Source organism: Undibacterium sp. Rencai35W, from assembly GCF_049340185.1.
Classification (GTDB): Bacteria; Pseudomonadota; Gammaproteobacteria; order Burkholderiales; family Burkholderiaceae_D; genus Undibacterium.
Window position 1 is genome coordinate 303,175 of the sequence record NZ_JBMPPC010000004.1, and the last position, 15,532, is coordinate 318,706.

At 49.9% G+C, this 15,532-nt stretch carries 15 protein-coding genes; 5 read left to right on the plus strand and 10 right to left on the minus strand.

The window, feature by feature from the left end; translation table 11 throughout:
* Positions 1-82: 82 nt before the first annotated feature.
* Positions 83-1,402 carry a cytochrome-c peroxidase gene (locus tag ACO0K3_RS10925; protein ID WP_422984490.1) on the plus strand — a complete coding sequence of 440 codons (1,320 nt, stop codon included), beginning with the start codon at positions 83-85 and terminating at the stop codon, positions 1,400-1,402.
* Positions 1,403-1,466: 64 nt separating this feature from the next.
* Here ACO0K3_RS10925 and ACO0K3_RS10930 read toward each other — a convergent pair whose 3' ends face one another.
* The 4 genes from ACO0K3_RS10930 to ACO0K3_RS10945 all read right to left on the minus strand — a co-directional run bounded on the left by ACO0K3_RS10930 (position 1,467) and on the right by ACO0K3_RS10945 (position 4,762).
* Positions 1,467-2,318 (minus strand): outer envelope protein, encoded by an 852-nt coding sequence (locus ACO0K3_RS10930; protein ID WP_422984492.1) that lies wholly within the window; start codon positions 2,316-2,318, stop codon positions 1,467-1,469.
* Positions 2,319-2,476: 158 nt separating this feature from the next.
* On the minus strand, positions 2,477-2,995 hold the full coding sequence (uraD, locus tag ACO0K3_RS10935) for a 2-oxo-4-hydroxy-4-carboxy-5-ureidoimidazoline decarboxylase (protein ID WP_422984494.1): 519 nt from the start codon (positions 2,993-2,995) through the stop codon (positions 2,477-2,479).
* A 91-nt stretch (positions 2,996-3,086) separates the two neighbouring features.
* Positions 3,087-4,052 carry an allantoinase PuuE gene (gene puuE / locus ACO0K3_RS10940; RefSeq protein WP_422984496.1) on the minus strand — a complete coding sequence of 322 codons (966 nt, stop codon included), beginning with the start codon at positions 4,050-4,052 and terminating at the stop codon, positions 3,087-3,089.
* Positions 4,049-4,762, minus strand: a complete 714-nt coding sequence (locus ACO0K3_RS10945) for a GntR family transcriptional regulator (RefSeq protein WP_422984498.1) — start codon at positions 4,760-4,762, stop codon at positions 4,049-4,051. Before ACO0K3_RS10945 ends, puuE begins: the two co-directional genes overlap by 4 nt.
* A 272-nt stretch (positions 4,763-5,034) precedes the next feature.
* Between ACO0K3_RS10945 and uraH the strand changes: the two genes are divergently transcribed.
* The 4 genes from uraH (at position 5,035) to ACO0K3_RS10965 (ending at position 8,289) form a co-directional block, all read left to right on the plus strand.
* Entirely contained in the window at positions 5,035-5,388 is a 354-nt protein-coding gene (gene uraH, locus ACO0K3_RS10950; RefSeq protein ID WP_422984500.1) for a hydroxyisourate hydrolase, read from the plus strand.
* A 78-nt stretch (positions 5,389-5,466) separates the two neighbouring features.
* The gene (locus tag ACO0K3_RS10955) at positions 5,467-6,684 is read left to right on the plus strand and encodes a urate hydroxylase PuuD (RefSeq protein WP_422984502.1); all 1,218 of its coding nucleotides are present in this window, start codon (positions 5,467-5,469) and stop codon (positions 6,682-6,684) included.
* Between the two features lie 60 nt (positions 6,685-6,744).
* Positions 6,745-7,755, plus strand: a complete 1,011-nt coding sequence (alc, locus tag ACO0K3_RS10960) for an allantoicase (RefSeq protein ID WP_422984504.1) — start codon at positions 6,745-6,747, stop codon at positions 7,753-7,755.
* Between the two features lie 9 nt (positions 7,756-7,764).
* Entirely contained in the window at positions 7,765-8,289 is a 525-nt protein-coding gene (locus ACO0K3_RS10965; protein ID WP_422984506.1) for an ureidoglycolate lyase, read from the plus strand.
* 732 nt (positions 8,290-9,021) lie between these two features.
* Here the strand turns inward: ACO0K3_RS10965 and ACO0K3_RS10970 are convergent.
* The 6 genes from ACO0K3_RS10970 to ACO0K3_RS10995 form a co-directional block, all read right to left on the minus strand.
* A complete protein-coding gene (locus ACO0K3_RS10970) occupies positions 9,022-9,585 on the minus strand; it encodes a hypothetical protein (RefSeq protein WP_422984508.1) in 564 nt (187 codons plus the stop codon).
* 96 nt (positions 9,586-9,681) lie between these two features.
* Positions 9,682-10,701 carry an ABC transporter ATP-binding protein gene (locus ACO0K3_RS10975; protein ID WP_422984841.1) on the minus strand — a complete coding sequence of 340 codons (1,020 nt, stop codon included), beginning with the start codon at positions 10,699-10,701 and terminating at the stop codon, positions 9,682-9,684.
* Positions 10,702-10,814: 113 nt separating this feature from the next.
* Positions 10,815-11,834 (minus strand): ABC transporter ATP-binding protein, encoded by a 1,020-nt coding sequence (locus ACO0K3_RS10980; protein WP_422984510.1) that lies wholly within the window; start codon positions 11,832-11,834, stop codon positions 10,815-10,817.
* 10 nt (positions 11,835-11,844) lie between these two features.
* Positions 11,845-12,762, minus strand: coding sequence for an ABC transporter permease (locus tag ACO0K3_RS10985; RefSeq protein WP_422984512.1), 918 nt, complete (start codon positions 12,760-12,762; stop codon positions 11,845-11,847).
* Between the two features lie 7 nt (positions 12,763-12,769).
* Entirely contained in the window at positions 12,770-13,747 is a 978-nt protein-coding gene (locus ACO0K3_RS10990; protein ID WP_422984514.1) for an ABC transporter permease, read from the minus strand.
* A gap of 153 nt (positions 13,748-13,900) precedes the next feature.
* Positions 13,901-15,493 (minus strand): ABC transporter substrate-binding protein, encoded by a 1,593-nt coding sequence (locus ACO0K3_RS10995; protein WP_422984843.1) that lies wholly within the window; start codon positions 15,491-15,493, stop codon positions 13,901-13,903.
* Between the last annotated feature and the right edge of the window lie 39 nt (positions 15,494-15,532).

Here is a 15,532-nt window from a genome sequence, read left to right on the forward strand (position 1 = left end):
GCACATTAAGGTGAAAGCAGCAGTAACAAAAATCATCCTGCTGCCCATCTGAATGCAAATTTTCCTGTTTTGGAGACGAATCATGACTATCTCTACCACTGCCTCTGACCAACGTATTCCACGTCCGGTTGTGTGGATTGTGCTGTTAGTCGGCTTGCTGCATATCTGCACGAATACATTCGCGCAAGCGCCTGCTGTACCCAGCGTACCGAATCCACCGGCGGCGGCACTGACTCGCCTGGAGACAATCGGACAACGACTCTTCACCGATAAAAATTTATCAGAACCGGCAGGCACCGCTTGTGTGAGCTGCCACAATGTGAATACTGGCTTTGCGAGTAATAACGGCTCAAGGATAGGTGTACCACTCGGTAGCCGACCCGGTGTAGTCGGACAACGGAATGCTATGAGCAACGCCTACAATACGTTTGTGCCGGTCTTCTCATTTAAAATCGAGAACGGCGTCGTCGAAGTACAGGGTGGGCATTTCTGGGATGGCCGCGCTGATACTCTGGCATTGCAAGCACTTGCACCGTTTCTTGCCGCAGCCGAAATGAACAATCCGAGCGCGGCAAGTGTCGTCAATAAAGTGGCTGGATCAGCCTATGCGAATCTCATACGGGCTGAGTTTGGTGCCGCTATTTTTAGTAATCCGACGATTGCTTTTGAAAAAATCGGCGTCGCAATTGCCGCATTTGAAGCAAGCTCTTCGCACCAGCAATTCAGTTCGAAATATGACTTCTTTGTACAAGGTCAGGTTGCATTGAACGCAGCAGAAAATCGCGGCATGAAATTGTTTGTCGATACGAATCGAGGCAATTGTGCATCCTGCCATCTGATGAACCCGGCATCGAAGAATCCCAGGGATTCGTTGTTTTCAGAATTTACGTATTACGCAACGGGTATCCCACGGAATAAAAATATTCCACTTAACAGCAATCCGGGATTTTATGATCTGGGTTTATGCGGTCCGGTGCGTAGCAAACCTGCACTGACCAACGTGCCTGCCAATGTCACGATAGAACAATTTTGCGGAAAATTCAGAATGGTCAGTCTGCGCAATGTTGCAGAGCGGCAGGCATTTATGCACAACGGAGTCTTCAATAATCTACGCGAGGTCATCAGTTTTTATTCAACCCGCAATAGCGACCCGCAACGCTGGTATGGTCCGACTGGCATACCGAACGATTTACCACTGGCCTATCAAGCCAATATCATCAATGACAGACCACCGTTTAATCGTCCTAAGTCTACCGGACCGGTATTTAGCGAAGCGGAGATTGATGACCTTCTGGCCTTTTTGAAAACCTTGAGTGATGGCTACGTTGCCCCGGCTAATTCTGCCCCAACTACGCCGCCCGACAGGCAAATTGTGACGACCACTAATCCGTTCGGCAAATAAAAATGGCGCCGCCAATACAGAAACGCCATTGATCTAGTTGCTTAGTTTAGCTTAGTTATTCGGCTTAAAAATGGTACTCAACCCTGACCATCGGCGTGCTGGCTTTATAACCTTTGCCAAAGGTCGTGGCAGAGGTATTACCGAATTTATTATTCCAGTACTGGTATTCCAATCCGACACGCAAGGTATTTTTTGCCAGACTCATTTGCGACCCCAGATCGTACATGATCTGGGCATCAACATTAGTCTCTGTGCCAGTCTCTGCACCGACTTCGTCCTTACCTTTACTGGCGATCAGATTCGCGTAGCCCTCAAAAGCCAGGCTGTCTGCCAGCGGAATACCCCAGTTCGCGGTCAGCATCGCATGAGTTTTATAGGTATAGCGACTTGATACGATGGACGGGGCATTGCTTTCACTCAGAAGCAGCAAGCTGGTATTCAAAAAACCAGGGACATCCCACATTAACGTAGGACCCGCTACCAGCATGCGTTTGCGTGAATTGTAGCCCGCATCATTTTTGGTATTCCAGTCAAAACCGATCGTGGCACCGACGCCACGGACAGGGCCGAATTTGATATCGCGCCCCTGTAGCTTGCCAAAATCAATGGTATTTCTGTAGACCACATAGGCTTCCTGAGCACCCGACTTTTGAGTCGCAGAAGCGGGGTCCTTGCTGTCTGATTGCAAAAAATCGACATTGAAAAAATTCGTGCCGTATTTGTAGCCGCTGACGTGTGTCAGGGCAAAAATATCTTTACTGATATCCGCCGGATTAAACGGTTCGGCGAACTGACTGCCATGACGCCAGCTGACCGCTGTATCACTCCAGTCGGCGGCCAGCGCCTGTACCGTGCTGAGTGCCAGCAAGGTACAGGCAAGAGATTTGATGCGGTATGGTTTAAACAAATTTTTCATTGGATGTCCTTTATGGTTAAGTGAAATACTGCAATGGCTTGTGACGTATTGCTGCGGATTGTTGCGGATCTCGACTACAAAACGATTACCAGAAAGGACTTTTTCGGGCTCAATTAGCGGTGAGCGGTGAGCTGCAATACATCACACTCAAAAATAGCTTAGTCATGCACTACATCCGCCAAACGAAATCCGCCTATTTTAATAATCTGCTCCAGGCATTCTTGTGTTTCGACCTCTTGCGTGGACTCCAGGCGACGTGAAAAATGCGCAATGATGCTATGACGGTCATGGCCACGTACTGCAATCACAAACGGAAAACCAAATTTGGCGTTGTAGCTAGCGTTCAGTTTTTGCAAAGTTGCAAATTCGTCCGCACTGCATTCGCTCAAACCTGCACCACTTTGCTCACGCATCGACTCTGCAGTCAGCTCGCCACGCACTGCCGCCTTACCTGCCAGCTCGGGATGCGCGCGGATTAAGGCAAGTTGCATCGGGAGCGGTGCCGACATGACAGCGTCTGCCATGGCTTGATGCAAGTCCCGTACCAGAGCAAAGGGGCGCTGTACACAGGCGCGCTCGGCAACCCAGGGAGAGTGCTCGAAAATGCCGCCAAGAAGCTCGACAAATTGCGCGGGACTAAGTTGATTGATGTCTTGTATAGATCGTTGAACGCTCATGGTGGCTTATTAAAAAATTGTGAGAATTGTGAGAATTGTGAGAATTGTGAGAATTGTGAAATTTTAAAAAAATTGCAGAACTCAGACTGACTCAAACAGATGGCGCAGGATGTGTGGCAATCCAGTGTTGTGCGATGTCGATGCGGCGACAAATCCAGACCTGATCATGCGACTGCACATAATCCAGAAAGCGTTGCAGCGCGCGGAATCTGCCCGGACGACCAAGCAGGCGGCAATGCATGCCGATGGACAGCATCTTCGGCGAATTTTGCCCAGCCGGATCTCCTTCGGCGTACAACACATCAAAACTATCTTTGAGATATTGATAGAACTGTTCGCCGGTATTAAAGCCCTGCGGCGTGGCGAAGCGCATATCGTTGCTGTCAAGGGTATAGGGAACGACCAGGTGAGAATGCCTGCTGCCGTCAGGCAGATCAACTGCCGTCCAGAATGGCAGGTCGTCGCCATAATAATCAGCGTCATACACGAAGCCGCCATGTTCGACCACGAGTTTGCGGGTGTTCGGCGAGTCACGCCCGGTGTACCAGCCCAGGGGTGCATGTCCGGTCAGTTCACGTAGGATTTGTACCGCTTCTTGCATGTGCGCGCGCTCGCTAGCTTCATCCATATGCTGATAATGAATCCAGCGTAAGCCATGGCAAGCGATCTCATGCCCCAACTCCCCAAATGCCTGCGTTAGTTCCGGATGCCGCTGCAAGGCCATCGCCACGCCGAATACCGTCAATGGCAATTGTCGCTGCTCAAACTCACGCAGAATGCGCCAGACACCAGCGCGAGAACCATATTCATAGATTGATTCCATCGACATGTGACGCGCTTCATAAGCTGCAGCGCCGACAATTTCAGATAAAAATTGTTCTGATGCCAGGTCACCATGCAGGATACAATTTTCGCCGCCCTCTTCATAATTGAGGACGAACTGCAGCGCGATTCTTGCCTGCTGCGGCCATTGTGCGTGAGGAATATGACGACCATAACCAATCAGGTCGCGAGGGTAATGAGGGCTGGCGGATGGCTTCATGGAGTTCGTAGTCATGATGGTTTGAGTTGAGGTTGAGCGAGCGCAGCTCGCAAGTCGAAGCCTTTTTCTGTTGCCTTGGGTGTGCGGCAGGCGCAGCGATTCAGGTGTAGTGTCATCTCTTGCAAGGCAAGTTTTTTATCTTTACGTTCCAGCGCACTGACCACATTGAGATGTTCATCAAACGAGCAGGGCTGACTGCCCGCACTTGGTGTTGCGGACTGATGAGAAATAAGTAGTGTGGTGCGCGATACCAGCCGACGCAACATCTCAACCAGCAATTGATTGCCGCTGAGCTGCGCCAGTTGAATATGAAAATCAGCGGATAAGCGTATCCACTGCGGCCGGTCACCACGCTGATACGCATCGCGCTCGCGCTCCACCAGATGACGAAGTGAGGCCATATCGGCGGCACTGGCTGTCGTCAGCACTTTTTCAATCGCCATTTGTTCGAGCGTCTGACGCAGCTCAAACATATCATTTGCCTCCTGTGCGCCAGGGCTGGCAATGAAGGCGCCACGGTTCGCTTCCAGATCAACCAGCCCATCGGCAGATAAGCGGCCCAAGACTTTACGCACACCATGTCTGGCCAAACCATAGATCTGGCTCAAAGATTGCTCGGTCAATTTGGTACGTGCAGGTAAGCGATGTTCCATGATGGCGTCATAGATCTCGCGGTACATACGCTCTTCAGTATCGAGTAGTGCCGTGTCGGTTAGAGTGATCATAAATAAGTGTGTGCTGCGCATTATGTAAAGTCGTGATGAGTAACATTTAAATCCAGATTGTCGACAATTGCAAATAATGTTGTAGCATCTCCTTTGTCAACGTCGATTGAAAAATCTTTTTATATCAAGTATTTATTTGACATAAACAAAATTTCATCATTAAGATTGTCAACAATATTGTTCTACCGCCTAATGAGGACGCATAACGCCAAGACGATTTGGCAGCAGTCCTGTCCATGCAAAAATGAACTAAAAGTGAGTGCAAAATAGTTATGGGACGAATTACAACGCATGTGCTGGATACCGCGAATGGCAAACCGGGCCAGGGTATCAGCGTGCAATTGCACCGGATCGAACAGGGTCAGCGCACTCTTTTACACAGCACCAGCACCAATGCCGACGGTCGTTGCGACCATCCTTTGCTCGATGCGGATGCGCTTGTCGTAGGTATCTATGAACTGGATTTCGATGTGGGTCAGTATTTTGCAAGGGCTGGTAACGGCTTGCCTGATCTGGCGTTTCTCGGTGTAGTGACCTTGCGCTTCGGCGTCGTCTATCCGGAGCAGCATTATCATGTGCCGCTACTGGTCACTCCGTGGAGCTACTCTACCTACCGCGGCAGCTGAAAGATACGTCTTACCAATGTGAATTAGCATCATGAGTTATCGCCGTTCACATCGTTTTTTCAAAATTTAGGACAATTGATGGAAGCTTATTTTTTAGACTGGGCCAATCTGCTATTACGCTGGCTGCATGTGATCGTCGCGATTGCCTGGATAGGCTCATCGTTCTATTTTGTATGGCTGGATAATCACCTGACACCGCCGGTCGATACACAACTCAAAGACAAAGGCGTCGCAGGTGAATTATGGGCAGTCCATGGTGGTGGTTTTTATAATCCGCAAAAATACATGGGCGCACCGCCGACTTTACCGCAAGACCTGCACTGGTTTTACTGGGAATCGTATAGCACCTGGCTATCTGGGTTTGGCTTGTTCACCGTATTGTATTTACTGAATGCCAAAACCTACCTGGTTGATCCAAATATAATGCCGCTCTCTTCCAGCCAAGCGATTTTGCTTGCTCTGGGATTTCTGGTATCGGGCTGGATCATATATGACCTGCTATGTCGTTTTTTCAGCAAGAACGACAAAATACTACCCTTGCTGATCGTCGGCACCGTCATTGCAACGGCATGGGCAGCGTGTCATGTTTTTTCCGGTCGTGCGGCATTTTTGATTACCGGTGCGATGATTGCCACGATCATGAGTGCGAATGTGTTTTTCTGGATTATTCCCGGGCAGCGCAAAATTATCGCCTCAATGAAAGCAGGTGAACCGGTCGATCCCGTTCACGGCCAGCGCGGCAAACAACGTAGTGTGCACAATACCTACTTCACTCTGCCAGTATTGTTCGCGATGATGTCCAATCATTACAGCATGACTTATACGCATGAAGCCAACTGGCTCGTGCTGGTCATGATCATGCTGTCAGGCGTGTTGATACGGCAGTTTTTTATTCTGCGGCATAAGGGAAAAACACAGCTCGCCTATCCGCTGCTCGCCATTTTGATACTAGCAGGCGTAGCTGCCTGGATCATGCCGCAACCCACAGCACCGCAGGCTAATAACGTTGTGGGAGACAGATTTGCGCAGGTACAAACCATCGTCAATGTGCGCTGCATACAATGTCATGCGGCACATCCAACATTGATGGACGCACCGGCTAAAGGACTGATTCTTGATCAACCCGCATTGATCAAATCCAAAGCCCAGCTTATTTATCAACAAGTCGTGCAGACAAGGATTATGCCTTTAGGGAATCTGACTCATATCACCGAAGAAGAACGTGCCGTCATTGGGAAATGGTTTGAGCAGAGCGTCAGCAAAGATCTGGAAACCGGCCAACAGACCAAAAAATAGACCAGCAAATAATTCATCAAAAAGTCAGTAAATAAGCAAACAACCGCGAACGAGAACAATATGGCCATCATCACGACCGACCCCAGCGCACCGGAATTTACCCGCCGCTATCCGAATCTGGCAGATCCTCGACTGGGAGCCAGGACACTCGCTTGTAGTGACGATTTTTTTGCCGAAATGGCGCGCATGCTACATCCTGAACCAGCGGTTTTTATCCCTGGCAAATACGATACCAACGGTAAATGGATGGATGGCTGGGAATCACGCCGCAAACGCGTGAATGGTTATGACTGGTGTGTTCTGAAACTGGCGCGTGCAGGCATTATTCAAGGAGTGGACATTGATACCAGTCATTTCACTGGCAACTACCCGCCAGCAGCCTCAATTGAAGCCGCGATGCTGCCACATAGCGAGCCTGACGCCCATACCTTGTGGGAAGAAATTCTGCCGTCAGTGAATTTGCAAGGGAATAACCATCACTATCACGCAGTTCAAAGCGACAAAGCGTACACACATCTGCGTCTCAACATTTATCCCGATGGCGGTATCGCACGCCTGCGCGTGTATGCACAGCCGCAAACCGATTGGGTAGCAGCCGATCGTCAGCAATTATTCGATCTGATTGCGATGGAAAACGGTGGGCATATTGTCGGTACAAATAATCAGCATTTCGGTCTGGCATCAAGCCTGCTCATGCCTGGCCGCGGTGTCAATATGGGGGATGGCTGGGAAACCCGTCGTCGTCGCGAGCCTGGCAATGACTGGTGCATCATCGCACTGGCTCACCCGGGCATTGTGGAAAAAATTGAAGTGGACACTTGCCATTTCAAAGGGAATTATCCGGATCGCTGCATGATACAGGCAGCGTCTATGGTGGGCGGTACTGAAACATCTCTGATCACGCAATCGATGTTCTGGCCAGTGTTACTGCCCGAGCAAAAACTGCAAATGGATCATCAGCATTATTATGCAGATGAGATCAATTCAATGGGGCCGATCACCCATATCCGCTTTAACATTTTCCCTGATGGCGGTGTTTCCCGGCTGCGTCTATGGAGCCGCCTGGAGTGACTGTAAATTATGCCTTCCATCCAAATTGAAACTCTCAGCCGTGCCGCCTTTGCGCCGTTCGGCGACGTCATCATGCTCGACGGTGCGCGTCACTACCCCATCAACGAGGGGACGACAGAACGCTATCACGCACTGACCTCTGCCGACACAGCAGAGCAGAATGGACAAACGATCCTCAGTTTGTTTCGTGCGCAAGCAAGAGCACTCCCTCTGGAAATCCGCGTGATGGAGCGCCACCCATTAGGGAGTCAGGCGTTTGCACCCATGACGCATGATATGGCAGCCGAATACCTGGTTGTAGTCGCACCGGCAGGAGAGTTCCGGCTTGATAGTTTACGCGCCTTCCTGTGTCAGGGATTTCAGGGTGTGAACTATGCCAAAGGCGTCTGGCATCACCCGCTGATTGCTCTGCACAAGATCAGCGATTTCATCGTTATGGACAGAGTGGGACAAGGGCATAACTGTGATGAGCTGAGTCTGGCCACAGACTTGTGGCTAACAGAAGCCGCGCTAGATCAAGCCAGAAACATCTAAAGTCAATGAACCAGAGGCTGCCAACCATTAGGTTGCAATTTGGGTTTAATGATTAGCCTCCTGAGTTTCTCAGTGAATGTCTCAGTAAAGTCGCCCATTGAAGACATCTTAAGCAAAATTTTAAGCAAAAAAAAGCCCGCTATTTGCGGGCTGAAATCCAAACCTTTGCGGTATTGGAGGAGACAGATGTACTTTATCGCGATGCAGCAAATTCGTCTGCTTTATTATTCACATATCGGTTATTACTTTGGTGAATAATAGTTTTTCCAGAGAAACTCTTCATTTACCTGAATGCCAGAAAATTTTTGATCAGACAAAAAAAAGCCCGCAGAGTGTGCGGGCTGAAATCCAAACCTTAGGAGGTGTTGGAGGAGACAAGAGTAACTATATCGCAGCGCAACAAATAAACCAAACACTATTTTTGCATATCACCCATTCATAAATCGAATATCAAATACGTGTTTTTAATTCCACACGGAAATTAATTTACCTCCGTTTCCGGCCTTTAGCTCTGCAATATTAAAAATCCAAAAAAAAAGCCCGCTACCTTAACGGAGCGGGCTGAAATCCAAACCTTTTACGGTGTTGGAGGAGACAACTTCAATATATCGCAGTGCAGCAAATAATGCTTCTTTCTTTTTTGTATACCTGACATCACCAAAACAAATAACTTAGGGGTTTGTATTTTCCTGCCTACAGCCCATCCACGTCGCCTTAAAAATGGACGATAAATTACTTGGCCGACACACCAGGACGGGATAACAGATAGCGATTACGAAACGTCGCCACACCCGCTGCATCAATCTCATCTTTGCTCAACACGAAAACATTTGCTCCGATCTCCAGCGTGTAGCGGTTAATACCTTTATCTGAACGTTTCTCGAATACGAGCTTGCGACCTTTGTCGGTGACGTCGTCAGCCAGGATCTGATATATCGACAATGATTTTTCGCTGACGCCACTGCTCCAGGTTAACTCTTTTTTCAGGGGATAAATTCCGATTTTTTCATACGAATACACCGTCTTCGCCGGACCATCTGCAAAAATAAAATGCAGACTGATCTCATCAGGCCCGCTCAGACTGATAAACATCCGGGTAGGCAGCGTGACCATTTTGTCGGGACTGCTGTAGTCACGGTAAGTTAAGCTACCGGACCATTCACCTTGTGCAGCAGATAAGCTGGCATCCGGTTTCGGATCATATAAAGCACTAGCTGGTGACGCTAGCATCAGACACAACATGCCTGCAGCTAGCAGGCGACATAGACTAAAAAAACGAGAAGGCAAATAAGACACGCGAGATCTCCTTACTATGATGCACCTAGAATGACATGATCTTACTATATGGCAGAATCAGATTTGGCAGAGTCAGCATTTCCGGGTCCAACTGTCTTACATCGTATTCAAATGACAGGCCGAAAAACGCTGTGGAGCGATCTCTTTCAGTACGGGCTGCTCTTGTGCGCAGCGCGGCATCGCATGCGGGCAGCGCGGATGAAAATGACAGCCAGCAGGCGGATTCAAAGGTGAGGGAATCTCCCCTTTAATAGCGATAAAAGTCGTTTTTCTGACTTCAAGTTTCGGGGCGGAAGCCAGCAATGCCTGAGTGTAAGGGTGATTCGCCTGACTAAAAATCTCTGCTGTCGGCGCGGACTCCACCACGCGACCGAGATACATGATGACCACGCGATCGGATAAATGACGAACCACGCCAAGATCGTGACTGATAAACAGATATGTAAGCTTGAGCTCGTCCCGTAAGCGGATAAAGAGATTGAGCACTTGCGCCTGTATCGAGACATCAAGCGCGGCCACCGCCTCGTCGCAGACTAAAAATTCTGGCTTGACGGCCAGCGCGCGTGCGATCCCGATACGGGCACGCTGACCACCCGAAAACTGATGTGGAAAGCGTGTCGCAACAGCCGGATCCAGGCCAACTTTTTGCAATAATTGCTCGACATAATCTTGTTGCTCAGATGCCTTGATGAACCCGTGTACCAGCGGTGCTTCACCGATGATATTTTTAACCCGCATTCTTGGATTCAGCGAAGCATAGGGATCCTGAAAAATCATCTGGATCGCCAGTTGACTATCGCGTTGCGCCTTCTTATCAAGACCCGTCACTTCTTGCCCACGCCACCAGCGCGAACCTTCCGTCAGGCTATGCAAACCCACGGCCATCCTGCCCAAGGTCGATTTACCGCAACCGGATTCACCCACCAGACCCACAACTTCGCCAGCTTGTATGCTGAGATTCGCATGATCCACGGCATGCACAACTTGGGGTTGTATCTCGGCGCCGACGAATTTGGCTAATTTCGCCGCGACATCCAATGGTTTGACAAAGCGCTTGCTGACCTGACGCAATTCCAAAATAGGCATTAAAGTGTTTACTGAAGTAGGTGCTGTCATCGCATCGGAAAGTGGTTGAATTATATGGGTCGATGTTTGATCGGAGGAGCCATGTGAATCACGCGAGTCATGCAACTCATGAACTGCATCCGAGCCAGACGATACGACGTGGCTCATGCGACCTGCTCGCTTTGCATTTCGTCAGACACGGGATGCCAGCATCGAAGCAGACGAGCATCAAATTCACGAATCGACGGATTCTCATAACAAGCTGTATCGGCGCGATCACAACGTTCTCGAAAAGCACAGCCGCCAGGTAAATGCAGCAAGGACGGTGTCATTCCGGGGATTTGATGCAGTGGCTGACCAACTGGATTACGTGACGGAGCTGAGGCGATCAGACCGTGTGTGTAAGGGTGACGCGGTTGATTCAACACCTGCTCCACGGTACCGCTCTCAACAATGCGTCCGGCATACATCACACTAATGGTATCTGCCAGTCCAGCAATCACCGATAAATCATGGGTAATCCAGATCAATGAAGTCCCGGATTCACGACACAGCTTCTGCATCTCAAATAAAATTTGCCCTTGTATCGTGACATCCAGCGCCGTAGTTGGCTCATCGCAAATAATCAGATCGGGTTTATTCAGCAAGGCAATCGCAATCGCGACTCTTTGTCGCATTCCACCGGAGAACTGATGCGGATACGATAGCAAACGTTCATCAGGTGAAGGAATACCCACCCGCACCAGCGCATCACGCGCCATCTCACGTGCGGTCGCATGACTGACCTGATGATGCGCATCAATCGCCTCCGTCATCTGCGTATCAATCCGCAAAACCGGATTCAGGGTCATCATCGGATCCTGAAAAATCATGGCAATGCGGTCACCGCGCACCTGACGCATCTGCTCCGCAGACATGGCGCGTAAGTCGCGCCCCTTCAGTAAAATCTTGCCTCCGGCGACTTTGCCCGGCGCATCAATTAATCCCATGATGGAATAACCGGTCATCGATTTACCAGAACCGGATTCACCGACCAGTCCCATAATCTGACCCGGCATGACCGAGAAAGAAACGTCATTGACTGCCGTCGCGATACCCGCACGGGTGTGAAATTCGGTAGTCAGATTCTGGACGACCAAAGTTGCTTCTTGCGTATGAGCGTCCTGCTGAAAAGCTGTTGTCATAGCGTCGTCCTTATTGTGTCTGCAAACGCGGATTCAGTACATCATGTAACTGATCCGCTACCAGATTAATCGCCACGACCGTCACCAGCAACGCAATACCGGGAAAAAAACTGATCCAGTATTTTCCCGACAGCAGATACTGAAATCCGTTTGCAATCAGCAAACCCAGTGATGGTTCGGTCACAGGCAAACCAAGTCCGAGAAAGGACAGTGTCGCCTCCAGCGAAATCGCCGAAGCGACTTGCAAGGCCGCGATTACAATCAAAGGCGGCAGACAATTTGGCAAAAGATGACGCAGGATAATCCGCGCTGGTGACAAACCTAAACCTACAGCGGCCTCGATGTACTCTTTCTTGCGCTCGACTAGCGCGGCACTTCTGGCAGTGCGCGCGTAATAAGCCCATTGGACCGCGACTAGGGCGATGATGATTTTACCGACGCCTTGTCCTGTCAGCGCCAGCAAAATCAGCGCGATCAAAATCGGTGGGAACGATAACTGGATATCGGCTATCCGCATGATCAGTGCTTCGGTTTTACCGCCTGCATAACCAGCGAACAGGCCAAGCGACAGACCGATGAATAAGGCAATAACCGTACTGATCACACCAACTGCAACAGAAATACGCAAGCCATAAATAATCGCCGACAGCATATCGCGACCCTGCTCGTCGGTACCCATCAAGAAACGCAGCTTGCCATCTGCCGATAACTGGCCCGGCTCCAGCCGTGAATCCATGACATCAAGATTGCCGAGATCATAGGGATTTTGTGGTGAGATCAAAGGCGCTAGTAAGGCTGCGAACAAAATTAGCAACAGAATAACCAAACCAAGAGTAGCGATTTTGCTTTCAAAAAATTGCCGGACAAAGCGACGGAACGGGGTGTCCTCCGGCAGTGTCTTCCTTGTTGTTTGGTCTGGTGTAGTCATTGTCATATCAAGCCTTCGCTTCAGAAAGTCGGACCCGGGGATCGAGCAGCGAGTACAAGACATCGACGATCAAATTAATCAGGATAAACAGGGTCACGATGAGTAACAGGTAGGCCACGATCACCGGACGGTCAAGCACGCGGATAGAATCGATGATCAGCTTGCCCATACCCGGCCAGGCAAATACGGACTCGGTCACAATCGCAAACGCGATGATGGAGCCGAACTGCAAAGCGATCACGGTGACGATGGGGATCAAAATATTTTTCAGTACATGGACACCGATGATGCGACTGTTACGCAAGCCTTTAGCGCGGGCGAATTTGACATAGTCCTGCAATAAGGCTTCCTGCGCTCCGGCACGCGTCAGACGAATCACTAAGGCGACATTGAACAGGGCAAGATTCAATGCGGGCATCAGGATATGTCGTAAGCCATCCCAGCTTAAAAAACTGACCGGTACACCGAATAACAAACTGGTCTCACCACGACCGCTGGAAGGCAGCCAGCCTAGCTGTACCGCAAACACCATGATCAGCATCAGGCCGACCCAAAACGTGGGCAAAGAGAAGCCCAGTATTGAGACCGCCATAATCGTTTTTCCAGCAAAGCCGTTGGGACGTAAACCTGCCCACAAACCCAGCGGTACGCCGAGCAGGATAGCCATCACGATAGCGCAGACTGCCAGCTCAAGCGTCGCCGGCATACGCTCAAAAATCAGTGCCAGCGCTGGGGTCGAGAAGGCAAACGAACGACCCATATCACCGCTCAAGGCATTTTTTAAAAAGATCCAATACTGCTCTGGCAGAGATTTATCGAGTCCGAACGCGGCGATGGTACGCGCTCTTTCGATCTGATCGGCATCGGGGCTAAGCAATACGTCAATCGGATTCCCAATCGCGTAGACACCAGCGAATACCAGCAAGGACATCACCAGCAGCACCATGACACTCTGTATCAGACGTCGAATAATAAAAACCAGCATGCAATATCCCTGTCACCACGTAAATAGTCGCTCCGTATCACTATGAAATAGTTGAGAGAGCGAATTTGCTTTTTTCTCAGGACCTGAGTTCATTGAAAGCCTGGCCGGGGCGACTCTTTAAACGACATGCCCCGGACGCGATCGATTACAAGATTACTTCGCACTAAATTCATAGGCGTGAGTGCGCTCGTCAGTGCGCGGAATATAACTGATATTCTTTTTCATCGCCCAGGTGGTGACCTGCTGATGAATCGGAATAATACCGGCGTCGTTAATGACAATAGCTGTCGCATCCTGCAATAACTTCAGGCGCGACTTGTCGTCGACAGTATTCAAGGCTTTACTCAGGAGTTCATTGACTTTGGGATTACAGTACTTGAGATAATTATTCCCGCCATAACCTTTTTCCGGTTCATCACACGCGGCGATTGCACGCAATGGCGATGAGGCTTCGCCAGTCTGAGCACCCCATCCCAGCAAGCCTAATGAGTATTCACGCTTGACGCCACGTGCAGCGTAGACCGACATCGGTGCGCCCTCTACTTTGGCAACGATACCGATTTTGGACAACATCTGCGCAATGGTCTGGGTAATTTTTTCGTCATTGATGTAGCGATTGTTCGGTGTATGGATTGTGATACCAAAACCATTTGCGTAGCCAGCTTCTGCCATGAGTTTCTTCGCTGCTTCGGGATCGTATTTAACGACTTTCAGATCGGGGTTATGACCGAACAAGGTCAGTGGCACCAGATTATTGGTGGGTTGCGACAAACCTTCCATCACGCGGTCTTTAATTGCCTCACGGTTGATCGCCATCGAGATCGCTTTACGGACGCGGAGGTCTTTGAGCGGATTTTTATCCAGCGGCTTGCCGTCTTTGTCTGTCACAAAAGGGGATTTGTCGCGGGAAGTGTCTGGATATAAATAGATCAGGCGATGCGAAACCTTGGAAGTCATCGCCAGATTCGTGTCACTGCGCACACGGGCGATATCCGGTGTCGGCACATTTTCTAGCGCCTGCACGTCGCCTGCCAGCAAGGCTGCGATGCGGGTTGCGCCGTTCGGGATGAAACGTAAGGTCACTTTGCTCCAGTTTGCCGGCTTCTTGCCCCAGTAGCCATCGAAACGATCCATCTCAATGCGGTCATCACGTAAAAATTTGGCAAACTTATACGGCCCGGTACCGACCATTCCCTTACCTGAGGCAAAGTCATCGCTGCTTAATCCTTGCGTGGCTTTTTTAGAGACAATGTAGATCGCGGTCAGATCGGATAGCAGGAGCGGATATGGCTCTTTGGTCGTCAGGCGTATCGTGTAAGGGTCGATGACTTTTTTATTAATGATGGCGCGGGTATAGACATCGAATTTGCCCGGACTATTGACGATGGTCGCCGGACGCTCCAGTGACCAGATCACATCCTCCGCCGTGAGGTCGGAACCGTCATGAAACTTCACGCCTTTGCGCAGCTTGACTTCCCAGGTCAGGTTGTTGATCAGTGTCCAGGATTCTGCCAGACTGGGAACAATGCGACTATCGGCATCCATGGCGACCAGCGTCTCAAACATATGATCAGAGACGTTCAGATTAGGAAATAAATTATAAAAATGGGGATCGAGTGATGTCGGCGGCGAGCTCATCGCCAATTTGAATTCTTGTGCGAAACTGGCAGGCGCCAAGGCAAATAAAGCACTCAGGCTGGCAACCAGCACAGCGGCACGAGGTGTGATTCGAATTGCGCGGAACATCGACATAGACAACTCCCTAAGGTTCAAAAAAATACGGAG

Bases quoted from the DNA above. Each gene is read 5' to 3' on its own strand.
- ACO0K3_RS10925 (WP_422984490.1), top strand. From the start codon at position 83: ATGACTATCTCTACCACTGCCTCTGACCAACGTATTCCACGTCCGGTT.
- ACO0K3_RS10930 (WP_422984492.1), bottom strand. From the start codon at position 2,318: ATGAAAAATTTGTTTAAACCATACCGCATCAAATCTCTTGCCTGTACC.
- uraD (WP_422984494.1), bottom strand. From the start codon at position 2,995: ATGAGCGTTCAACGATCTATACAAGACATCAATCAACTTAGTCCCGCG.
- puuE (WP_422984496.1), bottom strand. From the start codon at position 4,052: ATGACTACGAACTCCATGAAGCCATCCGCCAGCCCTCATTACCCTCGC.
- ACO0K3_RS10945 (WP_422984498.1), bottom strand. From the start codon at position 4,762: ATGATCACTCTAACCGACACGGCACTACTCGATACTGAAGAGCGTATG.
- uraH (WP_422984500.1), top strand. From the start codon at position 5,035: ATGGGACGAATTACAACGCATGTGCTGGATACCGCGAATGGCAAACCG.
- ACO0K3_RS10955 (WP_422984502.1), top strand. From the start codon at position 5,467: ATGGAAGCTTATTTTTTAGACTGGGCCAATCTGCTATTACGCTGGCTG.
- alc (WP_422984504.1), top strand. From the start codon at position 6,745: ATGGCCATCATCACGACCGACCCCAGCGCACCGGAATTTACCCGCCGC.
- ACO0K3_RS10965 (WP_422984506.1), top strand. From the start codon at position 7,765: ATGCCTTCCATCCAAATTGAAACTCTCAGCCGTGCCGCCTTTGCGCCG.
- ACO0K3_RS10975 (WP_422984841.1), bottom strand. From the start codon at position 10,701: ATGACAGCACCTACTTCAGTAAACACTTTAATGCCTATTTTGGAATTG.
- ACO0K3_RS10980 (WP_422984510.1), bottom strand. From the start codon at position 11,834: ATGACAACAGCTTTTCAGCAGGACGCTCATACGCAAGAAGCAACTTTG.
- ACO0K3_RS10985 (WP_422984512.1), bottom strand. From the start codon at position 12,762: ATGACTACACCAGACCAAACAACAAGGAAGACACTGCCGGAGGACACC.
- ACO0K3_RS10990 (WP_422984514.1), bottom strand. From the start codon at position 13,747: ATGCTGGTTTTTATTATTCGACGTCTGATACAGAGTGTCATGGTGCTG.
- ACO0K3_RS10995 (WP_422984843.1), bottom strand. From the start codon at position 15,493: ATGTTCCGCGCAATTCGAATCACACCTCGTGCCGCTGTGCTGGTTGCC.